Genomic DNA, 20,659 nt, shown 5'->3' with positions numbered 1-20,659 from the left:
CCTTTCAGCGCGTGCAGGGGCGCGCGAGGATTGACCACGGCACCGGTGCCGTGATTGAGAAAATTAATGTTTAGCTCGTTCGGGAGGCCAGCCGACCAGTTATCTGGATACCGTCCACGCGTCCAGACGGATTGCCCAGGAAACGCCCGAACTGAACGTGCTGTCCGGTGACGAGGTCGCCGATGGAGAACATCAACCCGTCGTAGACCGTTAATTGTGCGGACAGCTCGCCATCGACGGCGAGGCGCAACCTGTCATCATTCGCGGCGGACACGACCGAATACTCCGTGTCCCCGTTGACGTAACGACCGAGGCACCCAGTTGGTGACGGCATCGGGTGCAGATTGTCGGAGACGGGGTGGTGGTCACCGACTTCGAACCCGATGCCGTGCAGCATTCCGACGAGCTGCTTCCACACTCCGAACCCCGAGCTGGAATTCGATGTCAGTGCGACTACGGTCTCGCTTTCGGGGTGGATTCGCAGGTGGCAGGACGTGCCATCGGCCGTGCCGTCGTGTCCGAGCCACCCGCCTTGGAATGTGGCCAGTCCCAGGCCCCAGCCGTCGGCCAGGCCGAACGGGTCCGCGCCGGGCACCGGCGAGCGCATCATCGCGAGGTTTGCGGCGTCCACGATGTGGACGTCATCAACGAGGTGCATGCGGCCGAACACGACGAGGTCCAGGGCGCTGGTCGCCAGCGCGCCGGTGGCGGCCTCGGCGAGCGCCAGCGACTGCTCCACGGGGCGAACGGCTCCCGTGGCCCGGTTGATCGCGTGACCTGCGGCGATCGGACGGCTCGTCCTGGCTGATCCCGGCGGGCCCACGAACGCGGGCGTGATGCCGAGCGGCTGGAGCACGACGGCGTCGACGGCTTCGTCCCAGGTCATGCCGGTCATGGCCTCGACGAGACGGGCCGCGACGATGTAGCCGACGTTGGAGTAGGAGAACGACGTCCCCGGCGCCCGCACGAGCGGCAGCTCACAGCACTCGAGCGCGTGGCGCCGCAACGAGGTGGTCGCGTCCGGGGAGGAGTCGGAGGTCAGACCGCCGGTGTGGCTGAGCAGATGGCGAAGCGTGAGATCTGGCGGAAGAGCCGCGAGCTCGGGCAACTGGTCGGTGACCGGGACGTCGAGATCGAGGTCGCCGTCGGACACGAGCGACATGGCGAGCGTCGCGGTGAACGCCTTCGTGACGGAGCCGACGGGAACGGCGGTGTCCCGCTGGAGCGTGCGGCCGGTACCGAGCTCCACCTCGCCGAACTCCCAGGTCAGCGTCCTGCCGTGGTGGTGGATGGCGAGTTGAGCGCCGGGAACGTGGTTGTCCCTCGCGAGTCTCGCCAGCTCGCTCGGGATGAGGTCGGTGTCCAACGACATGGTCTTCGAACCCTTCAGGTCGACTCGTCGACGTGCATGACCGGCAAGAGGCACGGCAGCCCTGCTCAGACGTCACGACATCGCGCCCGCGAGACGACTCGTCGGTTCGACGGCTGATTCGCCATTCGTCTCAACTGGCCCCGATTGTCCATTTTCCCTGCCAGGTCCCCCCGGTCGTTCATCCGACAAGTTGCGCGCCGTGCACGTCGACTAATTCCTGTCATCGCCTCCGGGTATGAGGGCGGTGCTTGATTAGACCGTTCGGCCCCCGACATAAGTTGGCAGCAGCCTTCAGTCTTCTACGACCGCCAAACGGAGCATTCAATTGGGATGTAACCAATTGGTATGAGTCTGGTAGATCGAGATGACTCGCTGTTCGGCGACCCGTTCTCGAGGATCACCCGAATGGACCGTTTGGACCCGTCAGTCTCGTATCTCGGTTACCAAGTTGACGTGAGGGTCGCTCAAATGAATATTGTGTTTGGATATTTCATCCATGCTGTTCGCTGTTGTTGACGATGTTCGCCTCGCACGGCGCCCCGGCGTGGGTCCACTGTGGAACGTTCTCGTCGGTCGGCGAGATCCTCCGTGCGGACGCGCCGCGTGTCAGGGTTTCTTGACAACATCGCGGGGTCAGGACATCCTGACAAGGTGGACGTTGAAGACGGTCCGGCTGTGCTGGCGGGACAGATCACTGACGTTCGAGAGGCTGACCGATCCGGCGAGGCATGCCATCTCCTCGGCGCAGGACGAGGCGATCGCTCTCGGACACCGTTGGATCGGCACCGAGCACCTCCTGCTCGGCTTGATCAACGTTCGGGACGGCATGGCCGGCGCGGTGCTCGACGAGCGGGGCGTGAAGGTGGCCGCGGCCCGCGAACAGACTCTCCGGATTGTGCAGGGGATGGGCGAGGACGGAACCGGCGGCCACGATGCGGCCGACGCGTTGGCCGCGATCGGTATCGACGTCGAGGAAGTCCGCCGGCGGGCGGACGAGTCCTTCGGGCCGGGCCGGGTGATGGTCCCGCGCTTGCCCTTCACCCCGAGGGTCAAGGAGGTTCTCGAGCGGGGTCTGCGCGAGTCGGTGTCCCGAAAGCACAGTTGTGTTGGTACGGAACATCTTCTGCTAGGGCTGCTGGCCGAGGGCGAGAGCACGGCGAACCGAGTGCTTGCCAACCTGTCGGTCACCCACCTGCGGCAGACACTGCTCGAGCGGATGGTGCCCTAGGTCTAAAACTGACTGAGGTTGTTGACAGTCTGGGCTCCTAGTGACAAGGAGCCCCCGAGTGTCAGACCGTGTATGGAGCGAAAAGGATCTGGCCAGGCGGGCGGGCCGGCGCCTGGCCGTCCTGCGTCACGCCGAGGAAGTCAGCGGCAATGTGGCCGCGACCTGTCGCTACTACGGCATAAGCCGCAATGTGTTCGCACCGGCGGACTCCGCCTTCGCGCAGATCGACGCGGCCACCCTCAACACTCTCAAGACCGACGACAAGCTGCGGACCAAGATCCTGACCGACCACGTGGTGCCCGGCCAGATCGCGCCGCACAAGATCGTCGGCGACCGGACGACCGTGCGGAACGGCGTCGTCAAGATCACCGGCACCGGCAACGCGCTGTAGGTCAACGACGCCAACGTGATCTGCAGCGGCGTGCACCGCCAACGCCACCGTCTACCTGATCGACTCGGTCTTGAGGCCCTCGTAACCACCGCACCCTTACGGCCGCTGATCGGGAGGATGGTCGCGATGGTTACGACGCCTCCGCGATCGAACTGGCGGGCGACGCCGACCTGTGCCCGCTGCGCGACGCAGCCGACCCAGGATCACCTCGGACTACTTCCTCGGCATGCAAAGGTACATCGCATCAGACTCCGACGGTGGCGACCGTGAGGTGCTCACGCAACGTGCATGTCCACTGTGGACCACAGTGCATCCGGCGCGCCAAACATGCGCAAGAGGTACTCGACTTCATCGCCACCAAGCGATTCGACACCGTAGAAGTCTTCCAATGGTCCGGCGGGATCCTGCGAGTCGCAGATTGGAAGTGCGGAACGAACGAATCACGCCGCATCGACATCGTCCACGTCCACCTTGCGAAGGTGGTCCTGAAGCGCGGCGTGTCGGAACTGGTACACGACACCGGACTGGCGCAGCACCTGCCTGTCGAGTGCCGCCTCGAGGGTCGGCATGAGCCGCTTGGCGCTCCTTCGACCAGCCGGTCTGGTGATGGCCAGCAGCAAGGCCGGTCCCATGCCTCCCATCCAGCCCAGGACGAGCCCGATGCTCACACCCCACAACACACCGGTGGTCACGTCCGCGTCGAACAGCCCGAGCAGTCCGATGAACACGCCGCCCGCCGCCGCGCCGGACAACACGGTGATGACGGTGCGACGGCGATCGGCCCGGTAGGCGTCGTACGGCGTGATCAACGGGGAGTCGGCCAACGGTGTCGTCGCCGCGGCCAGCAGTCCACCGGCGAAGCTCTCGCCGAGCCCGGAGCCCAGCACACCCATGACCACGAACATCCCCACCACCGCGAGCCCCGCCCAGACGCTGTGCTTCGCCGCCACGATCGACCCGAACAGAACTCCGCCCAGTGCGCTGAACGCCATCATCTTGCCGAGATCGCGCAACGTCGGCCTGCGCCACACCAGGGTGGCCGGCGGTTTGCCAATCCTGCGCCCGCACCACCATTCGCTGTTGAGGTAGGCGATCCCGACCGGCAGCAGGGACACCCACCACGGGGCGTCGGTGCCCAGCGTGAACGTACCCGCCATCATGATCACGAGTACGGTCGCGGCGAGCACCCCGCCGCACCGCATACGCACGGCCGAAGCCGGCGCCCACGTCGGAATCTGCCACCAGATCAGGTCCCGGTCCGTTCCCATTTGCCGTGCCAGCCAGGTCATCGTGACTCGCTCACGCGCGGCGCGGCGGCACTCGCGCCGGTCGTCACGCTTGCGGTCCGCACCGCCATCATTCGAGTAGGCCCGGTCCAGGAACTCGCCGATCAACCGCTCCACCACATCGCGAGGTCGTGCTATCCCGGCGAGCTCGATCGGCTTGGTGTCGTGATCGGCGTAGGCGTCCCTGGCCAGGCTGATGGTCAGCGGCGTGGTCAACGCCTCGGCGACGGCGCTGCGGGGGTGGGTGCGGAGGAAGTCCGCCAGCTCCTGCCAGCGCGGGTGGTTCTCCTCGGTCTGATCCCGCAGCAGGAAGTCCGCGGCTGTGGAAGGCGCGACCGGGTTGAGCCTCACGACCACGGGGAAGTCGAACCGGCCGCCGTCCTTCACGCTGCGCTTGGCGGGCCGGGTCGTGACCACGATCCGCATACCCTCCCTCGCCAGCTTGTTGATGTACCGGAACGCCGCGTTGCGCCGCTGCTCCGGCATCTCGTCCAAGCCGTCGAGGAACAGCGCGACCCGGCGCTCGTCGACCAGCCGCCACGCCGGCCCGGTCGGAGACCTGTCAGGTCCGGGAAGCCCGAGCATCGTGGCGACCGTCCGGGCCGCGTACTCGCTCAGCGTTGCACGGTCTGGATCCCAGCTGCCCAAGGTCAACCACACCGGCACGGGAACGCGGTCGCCACGATCATCGACCGGCGCCGTCGCGCGCCTGCGCAGAGCCGCATGAAGCAGCAACAGCATCGCTGTCGTCTTGCCGGTGCCCGCCGCACCGACGAGCACGAGCTGACGCCGCCCCGGCACCTGATACAGGTTGTCGTGCAGCTCTGTGATCAAGCCTTCGGACAGCAGAGAACTGTCAGGTGAGCACAAGGACGCCTTGCCGTCCCGCGTCCAACTCACCAGGACGGGGGCCTCCGGGTTGAGACGCCAAGTCCGGGATGCTTTGTACCAGAGTCGTTCCGTTGCTTCGGCCAGCATGTCCGCGATCGAATCCAGGCCGCCCACCGACGACGCCTGATTCTGGAACTGTCGCGCGGTCGCGTACACCGTGAGCAACGCGGCGACGGCCACCGCGCACCACAGCACCAGTTTGGGCAGGGACAGCGTGTTGGCGAAGACGCTCAGCACGACACTGCACACGATCCCCGACGCAGCCCACAAGACGGCACTCCGCGCCGATCCCGGCCAGCTCGTCACCCAGCACTCACCCCAATCAATGCCGTTGATCACCAGCCTCTCTACATCGCCGCACCACCCGCGAACGTCACAAACGCCTGACCCGCACTCGTTGCCGCGGTTCGGATCCCAGTAGCAATGAAAGCAGCATGTTGGCACGCGGCGGCCGTCGAGGTTGATGACAAGTTGCTGCGACCACGCTGTTCCTTGCTGGTTCCTGTCGTGGCGGCCGCCTAGGGGTGTGCATGCGGTGGTGTCGCTGAAGCGCTCGATGCGCAACGCGCGACAAGCGCCATGACCGCGCGTTGATCAGCGGCGTGATCCGGCACTGCTCGCGAACCCTGTGTAGCAGCAGAAGTATCGGTGCCGAGTCTTCCTGGATCAAAGTCAACGGTGTCACAGGCCCTGGCCCAGCCGGCCAGCCTGTCTCGGCGATCTGCGACGATGCGATCCAGGAAGCCATCGGGGTTTGCCGACGCTGCGGCGGCCGCCGCTTCCATCTCCGTGAGCATGACGCGCTGATTGCCCTGCATGAAGTCGGTGTACCCGAGTCGTCGCAGTTCCGGGATCAACGCGTCGACCAGCGTACCCACGCATCCGCGGACTCGAGGATCTGGATCACCATTCCAGATGCCATGGAGTCGGACAGCGACTGACCGCAGTGCGTGCTCGTGTGAATGTCTTGACAGCGTCATGGCGACGAGCGCGTCGAGCAGCATCAACTTCGTCTTCGGGCCGAAGGTCGGGTCCCAACAGCCGTCAATCGCACTCGGCCGATGCAGCGACTGGCACGAGTCGAGCCGTGACGCGTTGCGGCACAGCAGTTCCGCGGCGACCAGTTGCTCATTGGGCTTTGCCCGCGATCGCAACGCGGCGTCGATGACGAGCACCGCTGTCTCGGTCGAGACTCGTTCCGCGCCCTTGTCCCAGAGATCCACCAGCAGTGCCACCGCAAGATCTGCCTGTTCGAGTCTGGTCAGAGCAAGCAAGTCGGAGGCCGCCGACGCCGGGTCAGCGGGCATATCGCCAGATGGGGAGAACAGCGCTCCGGCACGCATTGCGGCATCAAGCCGAAGGCGTCGTTCCTCGTCGGCATGCTCCTGTACCAGCCGCTGGTGAGCGCGTTCGCTCTCATGAGCAAGCCGAAGACTGGCCTGCCTGTTCAGGAAGTGTCCGGTCAGCGCCACCAAGGCGGTAGCCAGTACACCAACGAAGGCCAGCACGGCGGCCAGCCGAGGGGCATCGGCATTACCCAACTGGAACGGCTTCAGCAGCAACACGATCGGCGTACCGACCACCAGAACAACAACTCCAACGGAGACAACTCCAGGTCCGCCAGGCGCTCGACGACGCGCTCGCCGCAGGCCGGGCCAGCACCAGGCCACCCCACCCTCGTCCGCCTGGCCGGCGCCACCGACCACGAGCGTTCCTTTCCGCCTTTGCCGTGCACGAGCAGCACCCGGTGGGACCGTGGAGGGCTTGAACCGGCGAGCTTCCTGCATCCAGCGCACGTACAGCGATCTGTGTCCGTTGGGCCGCGAGCGGTGGAAGATCACGCTCGGCACACCAGGCGAAGAACAACCGCAGATCCGAGGCCGAGTGCAATCGCGACACACCTGCGTAGCGGCCGAGATGTGCGGGAGGTGCTAACCGCAGCACAACGTCATCAGGGTTCGACGCGTCGGTTTGAGTCATGCCTCGACGACAGGCGAGGTCGCGGTCAGTCAGCTGCTCGATCACGCCCACTGCGGCATGTGCGGATGAGGTTGAGCTGCTGGGCGCGGCCCGCGAGTGCGCTTGGTACGTGTCCGGTCGGGCCTCGCTCCATGATGATGTGTTTCCGCGGCCAGTGCGGCGGGGCCAGGCCGGGGTTGACCCTCTCCCCATGGGAAGGTCGAGGCTGTCGGAGGCGTCGGTGACGGGGGGTGATGCCGATCGGAGTGTTCGCGCGAGCGACCCGGTTGTCCGTTCGAGCGCAACTCCGCACGGAGATCGCCTGGCCGGTCCAACCCCCGTCCGGCCGCCCCGACCAGCAGTCCAGGAAACCACATGATCATCGAGAACGTCTCGTTCCCCACCGGTCAGCACTGCGAGACCACTGCGCTCGGCGCCCTGCTGCGCCCCGAGGGACTCGACCTGTCCGAGCCAATGCTGTTCGGCCTCGGCGAAGGTCTGGGCTTCGTCTACTGGGACGCCAAGAGCATGGACTTTCCGTTCCTCGGCGGTCGCGTCAAGCCGACCACGATCACCCGGACCGTTGCCGACCGGCTGGGCCTGACGCTGCACGTACAGCAGACCGCCTCGCCCCGCAAGGCCTGGCAGAACGTTGTCGCCGCGCTCATCGCCGGACGCCCGGTCGGCCTGCAACTGGACTCCTACCACTTGGACTACTTCACCACGAAGGTCCACTTCGGGGGCCACTTCGTCGCGATGTACGGCTACGACGACACCCATGCCCACCTGATCGACACCGCCCAGCAGGGCGGCACCGTGACGACCACGCTGACGAGCTTGGAACGGGCCCGCAACGAACGCGGACCGATGACCGCCCGCAACCTCTCCTACACCATCGCCAGCCCCGCCGGCCAGCTCGATCTGGGCGAAGCCATCCGGACAGCCATCTCCAACAACGCACACGCCTTCCTCAACCCACCTATCGCCAACCTCGGCCACCGCGGCATCGGCAAGGCGGCCCGACAGGTGGTGCGGTGGCTCGACCGCTCAAATGACCCGTCCCGCGACCTCCCACTAGCTGCGACGCTGATGGAACGCGGCGGGACCGGCGGCGCCCTGTTTCGCGCCATGTACCGCGACTTCCTCGCTGAATCCGCCACGATCGTCGACGACGACACCCTCCGCCTCGGTCACCAGCTGTACGCCGAGATCGCCCCGCTGTGGACCGAGGTCTCCCACCACATCACGGCCGCCGGAGAAACCGGCGACCCAGACCACCTGACCCGTGCCTCGGCGATCCTCACCGAACTCGCAGACAAGGAACGCCACGCCATGCAGGTCCTGACCGGCATTCGCACCGACTAACCACCTCAACGATTGCCTACTGCGCCCCGCTGGAAAGCGCTCACATCGGCATGAGCGTGCGCTCGCAGAGCAACGTGCACTTCAAAGCACGAGCGGATCTCGGGTCTTCAAAGCTCGCGGCCTGACATCGGCACCTCACCGGGACATGGCAGGAGGGGGCGTAACAGGTGCCACCGCTGAGTGCCCGAAGCGCTGCCTCCTGCGCGGCGGGGAGCCTGCGGCGAGGACGGATACCGTCGCCAGCTTCACTCGTTGTCGTTGAGTTCTGCCCGTCCGCGAGTGCTGCTCACCGGGCGAAGATGTGGGGGTAACGGGCCCGGAACGGTGCGCTGGCCGCGGGGCCCGCGGTGAAGATGAACTCCTCCGTGTCGAGCCTGCGCCCGGTGGTGCGGTCGACGATGATGGGATCGACCTCGGCGCCGGTCGTCGCGTCCACGAGGACCATGCTGCGTTCAGCGGGATCGAGGCGGGAGTTGCCCCAGGCGGCCAGTGCGATGATCACCGGCCGCAGGGAGCGCCCGAGGTCGGTGAGCACGTACTCGTAGCGCACCGGGCTGTCCTGGTAGGGCCGTCGCTCCAGCAGCCCGTTGGCCACCAACGCCTTCAGGCGGGCGGTGAGCATGCTGGAGGAGATCCTCAGGTTCTCCTGAAACTGGTCGAAGCGCCGGTACCCGTCGAACACGTCGTGCAAGATCAGCAACGTCCACCACTCACGTCGGACAGCCGACGATCGCACTTCCGAACGCCTCACCGGTTGAGGCGCTCGGATTCCGGAACTGCACCCGAGGCTTGGGCACCAACGAGTCCATGCCTGCTGACACGGCGCGAGCGAAGTCCGGCAAAGCACCAGCCAGAAGCCGCCAGGCTTCGTCGAGCAGCCTGCGCCATTCCCCGATCTCGGTGCGGTCCAGCCGCTGAGGAGTCACCGGTTCGTAGAGCCCTCGATAGGGATCGACATCGTCGAGACAGTGGTTTTGCTCATGAAATTCGGTTCTGGCACGGGAACCGTGACCGTGTGACGGTCGGTGATCATGTGGGTTTGTGTGTGATGTCAAGCTGAGTGAGGTCGTGTTCCCGCATCTGGCGGGGGGCCGTTGTCGACCAGGTCGACACCGAAGACGGCCCCCTGCAGATCCGAGCGCGGCCGTGTGGGACGAGCGCGATGTGCCCGGACTGCGCCACGGTTTCGGTCGCCGTGCACAGCCGCTACGAGCGCCAACTTGCTGACATTGTAGGTGCCGAAAACTACGTCCGTGCAGGTCAGGCGGCGTCGTGGTACTCGTGGAGTATGCCGCCGAGTCGGTCATGCCGTGTGATGTCGAGATGAGCGAGTCTGCCCGGATCGGTGACCGGTAGGGCAGCGGGCGTTGTGGTGCTGCGGCGTTCTAGTGCGCGGTGGGGTCGGTGCTGGTTGTAGGAGGTTTCGTAGTCGCGCAGTGCGTGCAGTAGGTGTGACCGGTTGGGGATGAGGATTCGGTCGAGGAGTTCGGCTCGGCAGGTGCGGATCCAGCGCTCCATGATCGCGTTCATCCGAGTGATGCGGATCCCGGCTTTGATGATCGTGATTTCGTTGTCGGCGAGGACGGTGTCGAAGGGCGTGGTGTACCTGTCGCGATCTCGGATGAAGTACTTCGCGGTGATGCCCGCGTCCTGGAGGTCCATGAGCAGGTTGCGGGCTTGCTGTGTGGTCCAGGCTGCGGTGGTGGGTGGTAGCGCCGAGGACGTGAATGCGGCGGGTGGCGTGTTCGATGACGGTGAGGACGTACAGCCGTGCTCCGGTCAGGGTTCTGGTTTCGAAGAAGTCGGCCGCGAGGATGGTGTGTGCCTGGCTGCGTAGGAAGGCCGCCCAGGTGACCTGATGGCGGCGGGGTGCCGGTTCGATGTCGTTGGTCTTGAGGATCTCCCAGACTGTCGAGGGAGCGACCTTGATCGCGAGTGTGGCGAGTTCGCCGTGGATGCGGCGGTAACCCCAACTGGGGTTCTCACGGGCGAGCCGCAGGACGAGAGCTCGGATGCTGCGGATGGTGGGCGGCCGGCCTGGTCGCTTCGGGCGGGATGCCCGCGCGTATCGGCGATGGAGAAGGTTGCGGTGCCAGAGACTGATCATGGTGCCATCCGCCTGAGACAACGACCAGGCTGCGAACGCGGTTCACGACCCGTGCGGGAGGCACTGCGCTGGCTTCTGAACGGACGCCGAAGCCGCCCCGATCCGTCGGGGCGGCTTCGGCGTCCGTCGCGTGGAATTCGCTAACAATCGGTCAGATCGACTCGAGAACCAAGCTGTGGCGGCACTCGCGGACACATTGGAGTCGCGTCGTGGTCAGGTATCTCGTCCGCCGATTGTTGCTCTCTGTCGGCACGCTCGTGGTCAGCAGCTTCATCAGCTTCTGCGTGGTCGCCGCCTCCGGCAACCCGCTCGCTGAGCTGCGCATGCGGCCGGGTGCCTCGCAGCAACAGATGGACGTGCTCGCGCACGAATTCGGCCTCGACGACCCCGTCCTGGTGCGCTATTGGAACTGGCTGGTGGGATTCATGCAGGGCGACTGGGGTCGCAGCGTCGCGTTGATCGAAGCCCGTGGCGACGTGTTCACGGCGGTTATCGACGCCATGTCGATCACCGTGCGACTGGTTGTCGGTGCCGAGATCTTGGCGCTGCTCATCGGTGTGGTCGTGGGAGTGCTGGCGGCCGTGAAGCCGTACTCGATCTTCGACTACATCGCCACCGGCACGGCATACGTTCTGTTCTCCATGCCAGTGGTGTGCGTCGCTGTGGTGGTCAAGAACTTCGGCGTCCGGTTCAACGACTTCCTCGAGGTCGTCGGCATCGACCGCTGGCTCAGCACGGCCGGCGCGCCCAGCGCGGGATTCACCGGGAGCTTCGGCGAAGTCGTCTTCAAGTACACGGGCACATTCCTGTTGCCCACGTTGAGCCTGGCACTGATCGGCTTCGCGGCGTACAGCCGGTTCCAACGCTCGTCCATGCTCGAAGTCATGAACGACGACCACGTCCGAACCGCGCGGGCGAAAGGCCTGTCACAGAGCCGGGTGATCGTCCGGCACGTGTTCCGGAACTCCTTGATCCCGGTGACGACGGCGTTCTCGCTGGATTTCGGCACCGTGCTGACCGGTGCCTTCCTGGTCGAGACGGTGTTCGGCTGGCCGGGCATGGGCTCGTTGCTGATCAAGTCGATACGCCAGTACGACCCGCACATGCTCATGGGCTGGCTCATGGTGGCCGGTGCGGTGATCCTGCTCTTCAACCTGATGGCCGACGTCTTCTACGGGGTCCTCGACCCGAGGATCAGGATTTCCTAGCGAACGTCCGGCACGCTCAGGTGCGGCAGCACCAGTGCGGCCGCGGCAGCCCGGCTGCGGACCCCGGTGCGGTCGAAGATGTTCTCCATGTGCTTGCGGACGGTGCTGACCGCGACGAAGAGCTCGTGGGCGATCTCCGCGTTGCTCCTACCCTGTGCGGCCAGTTGCAGCACCTCGAGTTCGCGCTTGCTGAGCTTGGGGACCTTGTTCAGGCGTCGTTGCGAATCCAGGTAGACCTCGTACACATGTGGTCGCAACACCCTCATCAGGAGACGATCGCGTTCGTTGAAGTCGCGTCCGTTGTTGCGCCACAGGAGAAGTCGTCGAGTTCGGCCAGGTGCGGTTGGCATGGAGATCAGCATGCAATGCCGTGCATCGCCTTCACAGTTGAACATCTCGGCCCACAGCGGGTGTGCATCCAGTTCCCGCCGCGTGTAGAAGTCCGAGAACTTGATCGCTTCACTCAAGTCGTTCGAGCGTTCGTGATACACGCACGGCAGGAAGTCCTGGTAGTACTGCCAATACGGATCATTTGGGTCGTACGGCTCGTTTATCAGGATTGACCGGTCCTGGTTGTCGCTGTCTTGACCGGTCAGCGTGGCCCGCGCGGGCAGGTCGATCCTTCTCCACCAGCAGGTCTGTCACGAGGCGCCCCTCCGGATCATCTGTTGATGATACGTCCGCAGCCGGGGGCGGAATACGCCTTGATGCGAATACCCCCGACCGGCCCAGCGATGCAGGCTTATGGCACCGCAGAACGATTGGAGGAACGATGGACAGCAAGACGAGGAACCTCGCCGCAGCAACCGCGATTCCAGTCGGTATCGCCATTTACAACGCCTATGCCGCGGCGGCACCGGACGCCCGCAACATCGGCCTGCTTGTGGGGTTCGCCGCGTACCTCGTGGTGGTTGCGGTCGGGTGGGCCCGTGACCGCGTGCGACGTCGGGTCCGGAGACGCCGCACGCGGGTCAGACGGCGGACCTTCAGCAAGCGACCTGGATGACCTGGCGGCACGACGGGGTGGAGAGGAAGCCGCGGCCCGGCCGGTAGTAGCCGGGGACGAGGCCGCTGAGCGGCCCTGGGTCCGCGCCCGTGCCGCTCAGCACCAGGACTGAGGTCTGGACCGGGTTGAAGCGTTGAGGAACGCGTTCGGCTGTGGTTGTGCGGCGTGCCAGAGACAATCCGCGGTGAGGACATCGGCGGATCCACGGTGAGTGGCCCGGCTCGGACATCGTATCGACGCCTCGATCGTCTGGGAGATCCTGCACGCTGCAGGCATCAATCCGGCACCACGTCGCTGCGGCCCACCTGGCGCCAGTTGCTCACCGCCCAAGCCAAAAGCATCATCGCCGCAGACTTCTTCCACATCGACACCGCGCTCGGCAAACGCCTGTATGCACTGGCGTTTCTCGAACACGGCACCAGACGCCTGCACATCACCAGCGTCACCACGCATCCGACGCGCGACTGGACAGTGCAGCAGGCCAGGAATCTCGCGGCCGACCTCGCGCTGCGTATGGAGTCCCCACGTTTCCTGCTGCGCGACCGCGACGGCAAATACGGCGAGACATTCGACACCGTCGTCGAGGCCGAGGACCTGCGGATGATCAAGAGCGCGCCGCAAGCGCCCCGGAGGGTGTGTTCCGCAGCATGTGCGCGCAGGGTTTCGAGCATCCGATAGCGCCCCTCGACACCCTTCTCGTCACCTACGTTACTTGACGGCATGCGGAAATACGCCTTGAAGCGAATAGACCTCTCCATGTCTCTGCATGCACCCTCGTACCGCGGGGAGTGCAACGCAACAACATCAAGAACAACGCCACGAGTGTTGTTCGTCGCCGACACGGACGAGAACGAACCCGCAGGCAATCCGAAGGATCTTCGAGCGTTCCCCGATGTGGTTGAAGCAACGATTCTGGTCTATTCGTCATGTCCAACCGAGGGAATTTCACATGAGAATGCGCATCACGATTGCCGCTGTCGTCGCAACGGCAGCGATCGCCTCGATCGGCCCGGCTACCACGACCTCGGCCGCGGGTACCCCCAATCCAGGATCGACCGCCAGAGCAGATGCTGCTCAGCCTGGGTCGCCGGGCGACCGCAACGTTCGCCGGACGCCCGAAGTGCTGCCAGCTGCATTGAAGTTGAGCCCTGGTTGTTTCGGTGCGACGCTGCCGATCGACTGCACGGTCACTGAACCGGTAGTGAACCAGGCCCAGATGGCGTACCCCTTGACGTTCCTTCGTGGCGACCACGTCACGGTCACCGCGGGAGGCTGCGTGCAGACCGGCGGGCACGGGCGCACCTGGAAGCGATATGTAAATCCTGCCTCTGACAACGACCTCTACCACGGCCTGATCACCATCCCAGGGGCGACCGCGCACCTGGTCCGGTTGCAGAACGTCGTCGGCAGGCAGTTCGTGGTCGGTGGCCGGGGCGGCAGCCTGATCCTGGGCTACGAGGACGACGGCTACTCCGACAACGGCTACTACTCGCACGACGATGGCACCAGCGGTCAGTGCCGGAACTCCGTGAACGCCTTCGTGCACATTGTCATCTCCTGACCTTTGATTCCTGACCGACCGCCGGTCCGACGATCGGGGCGCACCTGGTCTGGTGCGCCCCGATACCTTCGGCGCGCCAGTTGGTGTTGCCTGGTGCTAGCCAACATGGCATCCGCACCTGTGTCTTCTCCGAGCCGAACTGCTCGACGGTCTTGGGCTTACTGTTCGGTCACCTGCAGGGCGGCCACATCGCATTCGGTGGTGGCGAGAGGCGTTCTAGCGCCATCTGCGACCGCGCACGGGATCGCAGTACGTGAAGACGATGAACCCATATCCAGGCCGCATAAGAATCACCGGTACGTCGTCGCATATACAGGAGTCGGTCTGCGGTCGACCCATCGCGGCGGCGATGGTGATCGAACTCCACAGGGCCGGCCCAGCCTCGAGTGAGCCCAGTGTGGGGATCCATGCGCGACCGTGGGCCTACAACTCTCTGGACGCCGACCCGAGTCTTCGCCTTGAGGTGTATTCCTGTGCGATGTCGCGCGGCGTAGCGTTGGTCTAGCAGGAGGCCGTGATGACAGAACTCCTTTCGGACAGGGATCGTCGCTCACTCGTGACGTTCGTCGAGGAAGGGCGGCGCGCCCAACCGGACGGCGTGATGCCGTGGGCGGTGCTCGACGGGTTGAGCAGGTTGATTCCATGCGACTCCGTCGGTTTTGTGGAGGTCGACGCGCCGCAGAAGGTCTTTCTCACTGACCAGTGGGTGCAGGTCGGCGAGCGCGAGCTCGAGCAGAACGTTGGAGACGCCGACAATCCGTACTGGGTGCTGTGGCGCGATTTTCTTCCGTGCGGCTACGCCGACCGCACTGGTGACACGAGAAGTATCGTCATGTACTCGGACTTCTACACCCAGCCACAACTGGCGGCCACGCCGTACGTCATCGACATGCGCTCGCGTCCGGTGCACCGGATGTTGGTGCGACTGGCGACCGCGCCCGGCCGGAAGCGGTGCATCCTGATCGACCGATTCGATGGCGCCGACTTCACCGAGCGCGACCGCATGGTGCTCCAGCTCCTCCGGCCGCACCTGTACGAGATCTACCTGGACGTGCAACGAAAGCGGGGCGGTGTGCCCCAGCTGAGCCGACGGGAGCTCGACGTCCTGCTGCTGGCCGCGCAAGGGCAGAGCAATGCGTCCATCGCAGATGAGTTGTTCATCGCCGTCAGCACGGTCCGCAAGCACCTGAAACACCTCTTCGACCGCACTGGCGCGCGCTCGCGGGCCGCGGCGGCCGCATTGGTGTTGCCGCACGTCAGGTGATGTGGACCGTGGATCGATGGTGACGTGCAGGAGGCAGGCGACTCACAGGACGACCATCGTCGCGGAGACCCTCAGCCAGCCTGTCAGCACGTGCGGGTCGTACTTGATGAACTTGCGATGCCAGCGTGAGAGACCGGGAAGATCTCGTGCTAGCGCGAAAGTGTCTCAGTCGTGACAGGGCTGCGAACCAGAATCGGTCTGCGGGCTCGTAGCAGATCGGGCCGGTCAGCTGTCGGCGAAGCAACGCGCTCTTGTGCCGCAGCGGACACCGCTATGTAACCATCACGGATCTCCGGCACCCTTTGTCCACTGAGGACAGTCTATGGATACGCCTTCAGGCGAATAGCCCTGCTCTTCATGCGGGTGCATGCTGGTGCGCGGACTCTAACTGGAGGAACTATGCCTGTTCGATTATCGAGAATTCTTGCCATCGCCAGCCTCACCGCTGTCGGCTTCTCGGTCGCGCCGAGTCACGCCGAATCACAGGTCACCATGGCCAACCCGGCTGTAATCACCGAGTGGAATACGATCGCCGCTCGCACCATCTTCACCGAGAACGCGACGCCGATTCCGGCGTCAGGGCTGTACTTCGGGTTCGTCTCCATCGCTGTGTACGACGCGGTAGTGACGATCAAGGGCGGTTACGAGCCGTACACGAAACAGCCACGTCCCCACCCCAGAGCCTCGTCCGAGGCCGCGGCGGCCACCGCCGCGTATCGGGTGCTGAGCCACTACTTCCCCGCGTCCGGAGAGAAACTCTCCACCGACTACGCGGCTTCCCTGGCCGGTATTCCACCCGGTGCCGGACTGGAGCAGGGCAAGCGGGTCGGCGAGATCGCGGCGGCCACGTTGATCCGGTTGCGGCAGAACGACGGCCGTGACGCGAACGTGTCACTGGACGTGGCCCCCAACCCAGGCGTGTGGCGCCCAACCCCGGACGCGTTCGCCCCGATGGCCGTGCCCTGGCTGGGTTTCGTCACACCTCTGGCACTTCGCTCCCCGACGCAGATCCGGCTGCCCGGCCCGGACGCGCTCCACACCAAGGCCTACGCGCGGGACCTCGCGGAGGTGAAGGCCTACGGTGCGAAGGAGGGATCGTCGCGCACCGCACAGCAGACCGAAACCGCGCTGTTCTGGAACGCCAATGTGGTGCTGCAGTACCAGGTGGCTCTGCGCGACCAGGTGACTCGTCGTGGACTCGGCATCCTGCACAGCGCGCGGGCCTTCGTCTTGCTCAACACCGCCACGGCAGATGCCTTGGTCTCCTGCTGGCGCGCGAAGTACGACTACGCTTACTGGCGCCCGATCACGGCGATCCGGACGACCGACGCCAGCTGGACGCCACTGGTACAGACTCCGCCATACCCCGACTACACAAGTGGACATGCCTGCATCAGCGGAGCGGCGTCGAACACGTTCGGCCACCTCTTCGGGAGCAGATCCCTTGATCTGGAAGTGTCTTCCTCGGTCACCTCGACGGTCAAGCACTTCCGGACCGCTCGCGAGCTCGACGTGGAGACGATGAACGCCAGGATCTGGCTCGGCATCCACTTCCGCAAAGCGATGATCGACGGGAACAAGTTGGGGCACCAGGTGTCCGACTGGACCATCAGACACCACTTCCGGCCGGCCCGGTAGCAAGCTCACCTCAGTTTGGGAAGCACCGACTTGTTCACGCGAGCACGGCGTTCGCGGCAGGCCATGGCGAGATACTTGACGCCGATATGGGCGCTAGTGGTCACCGGCACCACGTGTTGCTGTGGCCAGAGGTAGACACTGCGACGGTGCGCCCATGCGCGCACCGTCGAACTACCTTGGGCTCACACCATGGCGCTTAACGCTCTCGCATCGCTCGCAGATGACAGTGGTGCAGGGCTGCCATCTGCGCTTGACAGGTCGAGTAGTGGTCGTTGGGCGTTGTGTGCCATGGGATCCCCTGATTGCGAAGGGCTGAGGCGCGAGGCGGTCTCGTGGTCGCCGAGTGCATTGTGGACGGTGTAGGTAGGAATGACGGGTCGCGTCAGAACGGCAACTGCGGCGATCGCCGCGAGGCGGACCGTTTTCCTGTTTCCCATGGAATTTCGCCGGATCATACTGCTTCATGGATCGGTCCTGGCGGCGAAGCGTGACCACCACGGCCATAGAGTCACGTTGGCCTTGCCCAGATGTTCTTCCGGAGCAACACTCGCGAGTGTTGCTCCGACGTTCGCTTCTAGGCGTATTCCTGTCTGGTGCGCTGCGGCGTAACGTCAGGAGAGTTGCCGATGGCCCACACCGCCCACAGGGCCCCTCACCCTCTCTCGTGACGTTCGTAGAGGAAGGAGTCAAGAGCCGAACGACGCGAAGCCATCAGTCGCGCTGCGGTCGACTTCACGGAGTTCGATTCGCCTCGCACGTCGGTTCAACACCGAGAGGCGGAGGGAGGCGAAGACACGTGCTGGATCAGAACGTCCACCAACGCAACGACCCGTACCGGCTGCCTTGGCAGGACTCCCTCACATGTAGTTGTACCGCACTCGAGTGCGGCGATCCGCAGTGGTGGACCGACGGTGAAGCACGATGGCTGATTCCCTGACGGAGAAGGATCTTCGCGCCCTGATGGAGATCATCGACGCGGGCCGCAATGACGAGCCGACGGCTGGGGTGCCTTGGGCGGTACTGGACGGGCTCCGCGACCTGATCGGGTGCGATGCGGTCAACTTCTGCGATCTGGACCTTCGACGACCGAACACGTTGACGTTCCAAGGCGCGGCCGACGGTGACCGCTTCTACGGAGTCGACTTCGACGACGCGGACGATCCTTCTTGGGAGCTATCACGGGGTTTCCTGCCATGCGACTTCCACAACAACGGCGGCAGCCTCAGCGCCGTGGTCAAATGGTCGGACTTCTACACGACGTCCGAGCTGCACGCGACTCCGATATGGACGGAGCTGTACTCCATCGAGGGGGCGAAGCACGGCATGAAAGCCGCGTTGCCCGCCGCACCAGGATGCAGCCGGTTCGTGAAACTCTGGCGTGACGACGGAAGTGACTTCGGAGAACGGGAACGGCTGCTCGTCCAGCTTCTGAGGCCGCACCTCTACGAGGTCTACCTCGACACTCAACGGCGCCGGCGAAACGTCCCGCAACTGAGCCGCCGCGAGCTGGATGTGCTGCGTCTCGCGGCGTCTGGGCGCAGCAATGCGGCCATCGCCCAGGAGCTCTTCGTGGCTGTGAGCACCGTGCGCAAACACCTGGAGCACATCTTCGACCGCACAGGTGTGCGCACGCGGGCCGAAGCCGCGGCGCTCGTTCTGCCGCACCTGAGCGTGATCGACCCTCACTAGACGATCCTGCCCCCTGGGATCGAGGGCGGACTGTTCGATGGGTACTGGTTGGTGGGGAGGATTTCCTACCGTGCACGTACTACTAGAACCGTGACCACCACAGCGGTGCAGGTAGCCCGTTCCTCGGTTGAGCGGCCGCGAGTTGGAAGTGCTCACGCTGGCGGCCCAGGGGCGCGGCAACGCGGACATCGCGCGTGAGCTGTTCATCTCGGTCAGCACCGTCCGCAAGCACATGGAACACATCTTCGACCGCACGGGCGTGCGTACGCGGGCCGAGGTCGCAGCGATTGTCCTGTCCCACCTGAGCGTGGTCGCGCCGCACTAGGTGACGCGGATCCTTGGATCGAGCACGGCGTAGAGCAGGTCCGCCGCCAGGTTGCACAGCACGACCATGGTCGCTGTCACCATCAGCCAGCCCATGAGCATGTGCGGGTCGTACTGCCGCACCGAGTTCACCAGCAGGTTGCCCATACCCGGCCAACCGAACACGGTCTCGACGATGATCGCTCCACCGAGGAACCCGCTGAAGTCCATCGAGAACATCGTGAACACGGGGATCAGCGCGTTGCGCAGCGCGTGCCGCACGACGACCCTCGACTGGGAGATCCCCTTCGCCTTGGCGGTGCGCACGTAGTCGGAGTTCAGCACCTCTAGCATGGACGCGCGCTGGAACCGGCTGTACCCCGCGAAGCTGATCAGCACGAGGCTGACAGTCGGCAGCAGGAGCGTGCCGGTGTACTTGTAGACCATGTCCACCGCGGTCCCGGTGAATCCGGTGTTCGGTGAACCCGCCGTAGTGATCCATCGGCCCATGCCGACGAACTCGAGCAGGTCGTTGACCTTGATCCCGTAGGTCTTGACCACCACTGTGACGCAGAAGAGCGGTATCGAGAACATCATGTATGCGAGCCCGGTCGCGACGTAGTCGAAGATCGAGTACTGGGCGACCGCTTGCAGCACGCCCACCAGCACGCCCAGCAGGAGCGCCAGGACCACCGCGCCGGCGACGAGGCGAGCGGTGATGGACACCGCTTCCATCACCGCAGGGTAGACCTCGGCCCGCGCCTGGGTCAGTGCGATGCTCCGGCCCCAGTCGCCTCGGACGAAGCCAGTCAGCCACGTCCAGTACCGCGTGACGACCGGCCCGTCCGCGCCGAGTTCGGCCTCCAGGGCACGAATCTGCGCCTCGGTAGCTCCCGGCCGCAGGCGCAGTTCGGCGAGTGGGTTGCCCGCGGAGGCGACCAGCAGGAACGACAGGAAACTGCCGACCAGCAACGTGCCGACGGCCAGCAACAGACGACGGATCAGATACGCGACCACGACGTGGTCAGCACGGAACGAGTGGCCGGGAGCAGTTCGGCCCCGGACTCGCTGGTGCGACGGTGACGTGGTCGTCCTGCGGAACCACCTCGGTCGTGCGCTGGACGGCGAAGTAGATCGCCATCGCGGTCGCGGCAGCGAGCGCGACTCCGAGCACCGCCACGAGGAATTGGTAGAACTGCACGGACTTCGACTGCGTGATCGTTGCCATGACGCTCAACTCCCTTTCGACACGATGAGCCTCCGCTCGGTGTGCCGACAGGGGAATTCGCCTCCAGGCGTATTCAGTTGGCTGATGATCCGGGCAGGAGCGTGACATCGCCGAGGTGAGGGGAGTGGCAGTTCCTGATCGCCGCCCAGCACGGGGTAAAGGC

General features: G+C 64.9%; 19 protein-coding genes and 1 pseudogene. 10 read left to right on the top strand and 10 right to left on the bottom strand.

Translation table 11 applies throughout. The features are described 5' to 3' along the window. Positions 1-70: 70 nt before the first annotated feature. The gene (locus FKR81_RS01995; RefSeq protein WP_146349125.1) at positions 71-1,372 is read right to left on the bottom strand and encodes a serine hydrolase domain-containing protein; all 1,302 of its coding nucleotides are present in this window, start codon (positions 1,370-1,372) and stop codon (positions 71-73) included. Between the two features lie 658 nt (positions 1,373-2,030). Here FKR81_RS01995 and FKR81_RS01990 point away from each other — a divergent pair. Together FKR81_RS01990 and FKR81_RS01985 are read left to right on the top strand one after the other, a co-directional pair. Continuing rightward, on the top strand, positions 2,031-2,600 hold the full coding sequence (locus FKR81_RS01990; RefSeq protein ID WP_186762696.1) for a Clp protease N-terminal domain-containing protein: 570 nt from the start codon (positions 2,031-2,033) through the stop codon (positions 2,598-2,600). Positions 2,601-2,658: 58 nt separating this feature from the next. Further along, positions 2,659-2,991, top strand: coding sequence for a fasciclin domain-containing protein (locus tag FKR81_RS01985; RefSeq protein ID WP_235921204.1), 333 nt, complete (start codon positions 2,659-2,661; stop codon positions 2,989-2,991). A gap of 440 nt (positions 2,992-3,431) precedes the next feature. On the opposite strand, the gene FKR81_RS01980 is transcribed toward FKR81_RS01985, so the two are convergent. Together FKR81_RS01980 and FKR81_RS01975 are read right to left on the bottom strand one after the other, a co-directional pair. After that, positions 3,432-5,438, bottom strand: a complete 2,007-nt coding sequence (locus FKR81_RS01980; protein WP_146349123.1) for an NACHT domain-containing protein — start codon at positions 5,436-5,438, stop codon at positions 3,432-3,434. 248 nt (positions 5,439-5,686) lie between these two features. Beyond that, the gene (locus tag FKR81_RS01975) at positions 5,687-6,751 is read right to left on the bottom strand and encodes a hypothetical protein (protein WP_146349122.1); all 1,065 of its coding nucleotides are present in this window, start codon (positions 6,749-6,751) and stop codon (positions 5,687-5,689) included. 751 nt (positions 6,752-7,502) lie between these two features. Between FKR81_RS01975 and FKR81_RS01970 the strand changes: the two genes are divergently transcribed. Next, positions 7,503-8,492, top strand: a complete 990-nt coding sequence (locus tag FKR81_RS01970) for a BtrH N-terminal domain-containing protein (RefSeq protein ID WP_146349121.1) — start codon at positions 7,503-7,505, stop codon at positions 8,490-8,492. Between the two features lie 286 nt (positions 8,493-8,778). On the opposite strand, the gene FKR81_RS01965 is transcribed toward FKR81_RS01970, so the two are convergent. From FKR81_RS01965 to FKR81_RS45935, 3 genes and pseudogenes are all read right to left on the bottom strand, one after another. Next, positions 8,779-9,192 (bottom strand): winged helix-turn-helix transcriptional regulator, encoded by a 414-nt coding sequence (locus tag FKR81_RS01965; protein WP_222598138.1) that lies wholly within the window; start codon positions 9,190-9,192, stop codon positions 8,779-8,781. A 560-nt stretch (positions 9,193-9,752) separates the two neighbouring features. After that, the gene (locus tag FKR81_RS44280) at positions 9,753-10,154 is read right to left on the bottom strand and encodes an integrase core domain-containing protein (protein ID WP_235921202.1); all 402 of its coding nucleotides are present in this window, start codon (positions 10,152-10,154) and stop codon (positions 9,753-9,755) included. A 292-nt stretch (positions 10,155-10,446) separates the two neighbouring features. Continuing rightward, positions 10,447-10,599 (bottom strand): annotated as a pseudogene (locus tag FKR81_RS45935) (integrase); the annotation flags it as partial. Positions 10,600-10,808: 209 nt separating this feature from the next. On the opposite strand from FKR81_RS45935, the gene FKR81_RS01950 reads away from it, so the two are divergent. Further along, complete coding sequence (locus tag FKR81_RS01950) at positions 10,809-11,807, top strand: ABC transporter permease (RefSeq protein ID WP_146349118.1); 999 nt, start codon at positions 10,809-10,811, stop codon at positions 11,805-11,807. On the opposite strand, the gene FKR81_RS01945 is transcribed toward FKR81_RS01950, so the two are convergent. Further along, complete coding sequence (locus FKR81_RS01945; RefSeq protein ID WP_235921200.1) at positions 11,804-12,298, bottom strand: helix-turn-helix transcriptional regulator; 495 nt, start codon at positions 12,296-12,298, stop codon at positions 11,804-11,806. The two genes, FKR81_RS01950 and FKR81_RS01945, sit on opposite strands and share 4 nt — an antisense overlap. 495 nt (positions 12,299-12,793) lie before the next feature. Further along, positions 12,794-12,916 carry a hypothetical protein gene (locus FKR81_RS45550; RefSeq protein WP_268891506.1) on the bottom strand — a complete coding sequence of 41 codons (123 nt, stop codon included), beginning with the start codon at positions 12,914-12,916 and terminating at the stop codon, positions 12,794-12,796. Positions 12,917-12,978: 62 nt separating this feature from the next. Here FKR81_RS45550 and FKR81_RS01940 point away from each other — a divergent pair, with 62 nt between their 5' ends. The 6 genes from FKR81_RS01940 to FKR81_RS01910 all read left to right on the top strand — a co-directional run bounded on the left by FKR81_RS01940 (position 12,979) and on the right by FKR81_RS01910 (position 19,290). Continuing rightward, on the top strand, positions 12,979-13,491 hold the full coding sequence (locus tag FKR81_RS01940) for a hypothetical protein (protein ID WP_222598137.1): 513 nt from the start codon (positions 12,979-12,981) through the stop codon (positions 13,489-13,491). A 538-nt stretch (positions 13,492-14,029) separates the two neighbouring features. Further along, positions 14,030-14,374 (top strand): hypothetical protein, encoded by a 345-nt coding sequence (locus FKR81_RS01935; RefSeq protein WP_146349117.1) that lies wholly within the window; start codon positions 14,030-14,032, stop codon positions 14,372-14,374. Positions 14,375-14,930: 556 nt separating this feature from the next. Next, on the top strand, positions 14,931-15,638 hold the full coding sequence (locus FKR81_RS01930; RefSeq protein WP_186762695.1) for a helix-turn-helix transcriptional regulator: 708 nt from the start codon (positions 14,931-14,933) through the stop codon (positions 15,636-15,638). Positions 15,639-16,037: 399 nt separating this feature from the next. Continuing rightward, positions 16,038-17,276 carry a vanadium-dependent haloperoxidase gene (locus tag FKR81_RS01920; RefSeq protein WP_146349115.1) on the top strand — a complete coding sequence of 413 codons (1,239 nt, stop codon included), beginning with the start codon at positions 16,038-16,040 and terminating at the stop codon, positions 17,274-17,276. Between the two features lie 921 nt (positions 17,277-18,197). Beyond that, complete coding sequence (locus tag FKR81_RS44275; protein WP_222598136.1) at positions 18,198-18,965, top strand: helix-turn-helix transcriptional regulator; 768 nt, start codon at positions 18,198-18,200, stop codon at positions 18,963-18,965. A gap of 127 nt (positions 18,966-19,092) precedes the next feature. Beyond that, on the top strand, positions 19,093-19,290 hold the full coding sequence (locus FKR81_RS01910; protein ID WP_146349114.1) for a response regulator transcription factor: 198 nt from the start codon (positions 19,093-19,095) through the stop codon (positions 19,288-19,290). On the opposite strand, the gene FKR81_RS01905 is transcribed toward FKR81_RS01910, so the two are convergent. Continuing rightward, positions 19,287-20,285: an ABC transporter permease gene (locus FKR81_RS01905; RefSeq protein ID WP_146349113.1), complete on the bottom strand. Its 999-nt coding sequence runs from the start codon at positions 20,283-20,285 to the stop codon at positions 19,287-19,289. The genes FKR81_RS01910 and FKR81_RS01905 overlap by 4 nt on opposite strands. 7 nt (positions 20,286-20,292) lie before the next feature. Beyond that, positions 20,293-20,496, bottom strand: a complete 204-nt coding sequence (locus tag FKR81_RS01900) for a hypothetical protein (protein ID WP_146349112.1) — start codon at positions 20,494-20,496, stop codon at positions 20,293-20,295. Positions 20,497-20,659: the final 163 nt, after the last annotated feature.

Source organism: Lentzea tibetensis, assembly GCF_007845675.1.
Taxonomy (GTDB): Bacteria; Actinomycetota; Actinomycetes; order Mycobacteriales; family Pseudonocardiaceae; genus Lentzea; species Lentzea tibetensis.
Note: the sequence above shows the minus strand (reverse complement) of the source record. Positions and strands in the feature narration are given on the sequence as shown.

Excerpts from the sequence above, each read along its gene's own strand:
- FKR81_RS01995 (WP_146349125.1), bottom strand. The coding sequence starts at position 1,372 with ATGTCGTTGGACACCGACCTCATCCCGAGCGAGCTGGCGAGACTCGCG.
- FKR81_RS01970 (WP_146349121.1), top strand. The coding sequence starts at position 7,503 with ATGATCATCGAGAACGTCTCGTTCCCCACCGGTCAGCACTGCGAGACC.
- FKR81_RS44280 (WP_235921202.1), bottom strand. The coding sequence starts at position 10,154 with ATGGACCTCCAGGACGCGGGCATCACCGCGAAGTACTTCATCCGAGAT.
- FKR81_RS01935 (WP_146349117.1), top strand. The coding sequence starts at position 14,030 with ATGGCGTACCCCTTGACGTTCCTTCGTGGCGACCACGTCACGGTCACC.
- FKR81_RS01920 (WP_146349115.1), top strand. The coding sequence starts at position 16,038 with ATGCCTGTTCGATTATCGAGAATTCTTGCCATCGCCAGCCTCACCGCT.
- FKR81_RS44275 (WP_222598136.1), top strand. The coding sequence starts at position 18,198 with ATGGCTGATTCCCTGACGGAGAAGGATCTTCGCGCCCTGATGGAGATC.
- FKR81_RS01900 (WP_146349112.1), bottom strand. The coding sequence starts at position 20,496 with ATGGCAACGATCACGCAGTCGAAGTCCGTGCAGTTCTACCAATTCCTC.